This is a genomic window from Methylibium rhizosphaerae (genome assembly GCF_006386545.1).
GTDB classification, from domain to species: Bacteria; Pseudomonadota; Gammaproteobacteria; order Burkholderiales; family Burkholderiaceae_C; genus Pseudorivibacter; species Pseudorivibacter rhizosphaerae.
In genome coordinates this window covers 1-1,382 of record NZ_SWAR01000123.1, presented here as the reverse complement: position 1 = coordinate 1,382, position 1,382 = coordinate 1, and the positions used below count along the sequence as shown (strand labels likewise).

1 protein-coding gene is annotated in these 1,382 nt (G+C 74.2%); it reads left to right on the top strand.

Translation table 11 applies throughout. The features are described 5' to 3' along the window. The coding region (locus E8D38_RS27705) for a type VI secretion system Vgr family protein (protein ID WP_140637494.1) at positions 1 to 1,382 on the top strand (1,382 nt) is incomplete at both ends.

Sequence of the window (1,382 nt, the reverse complement as noted above, 5' to 3'; positions counted from 1 at the left end):
TTCGTGCGCCGCCTGCTCGCCGAAGAAGGCCTGGGCCTGCGCTTCGAAGACACCCCCGACGGCGTGGGCGTGGTGCTGTTCGCCGACAGCGCCGCCGTGCCCCAGGACCCCAGCAGCGCCTCCTCGCTGGGCGGCACCGGCCTGCGCTTCCACCGCGCCAGCAGCCAGGAACAGCAAGACAGCATCCAGGCCTTCGGCGCCCTGCACCGCTATGCCAGCGCCAGCACCAGCGTGCAAAGCTGGGACCCCCAGGCCAAGCGCTCGGTCAGCGCCCAGGTGCCCGGCGCCGTGCGCTTCAGCGGCCCCCACGCCCCGCAGCTCGAAGCCTACGACCCGCTGGGCCCGGAGGCCTACGCCAGCGGCGCCGAAGCCCAGCGCTACGCCACCCTGGCCCAGCAGCACCTCGAAGCCGGCTACGCCCGGCAGCTGGGCCGCAGCAGCGTGCGCTCCTTGCGCGCGGGCACCTGGTTCAGCCTCACCCAGGGCACCGACCGCCAGCTCGGCGCCCTGCTCGGCCAGGACACCCCGGCGGCCGACTACCTCGTGCTCGAGGTCCAGCATGTGGGCCTGAACAACCTGCCCAAGGAGCTGAACGCCGCCCTCGCGAAGACCCTCGGGGCCGACCCGCTGCTGCAAAGCAGCCTGGGCGCCGAGCTGCTGCGCCAGGCCCAGGCCAGCGGCTACGCCAACCGCTTCACCGCGCTGGCGCGCAGCACCCCGTGGCGCCCCGAGCCCGTGGCCCGGCCGCGCGCTGCCGGCCCCACCAGCGCCACCGTCGTCGGCCCGCAAGGCGAGACCGAAGCCGCCGGTGCCGGCGAGATCCACACCGATGCGCTCGGGCGCATCCGCGTGCGCTTCCACTGGCAGGCCGAGCGCGATGCCGACAGCGCCGCGGCCACCGCCTGGGTGCGCGTGGCCCAGCCCTATGCCGGCCCCGGCTACGGCAGCCACTTCATCCCCCGGGTGGGCCAGGAGGTGCTGGTGGGCTTCATCGCCAACGACCTCGACCGCCCGGTCGTGCTGGGCAGCCTGTACAACGGCCAGGGCGAAGCCGGCGTGCCGGCCACCCCCGGCGGGGCGAGCGCACAGGCCGACCTGGCGCCGCTGGAGCACAGCACCGACCACCGCGCCGGCGCGCAGGGCAACCGCATCGGCACCGGCCACAGCCCGCCCTGGCATGGCGCGGGCAGCGCACAGCAGGCCAATGCGGCGGCCTTCTCGGGGCTGAAGAGCCAGGAGTTCGGCGGTGCGGGCTACAACCAGCTCGCCTTCGACGACAGCGATGCGCAGCTGCGCGTGCAGTTGAAGACCACCCAGCACGAAACCCAGCTCAACCTGGGCCACCTGGTGCACCAGGCCGACAACCACCGCGGCAGCTTCCG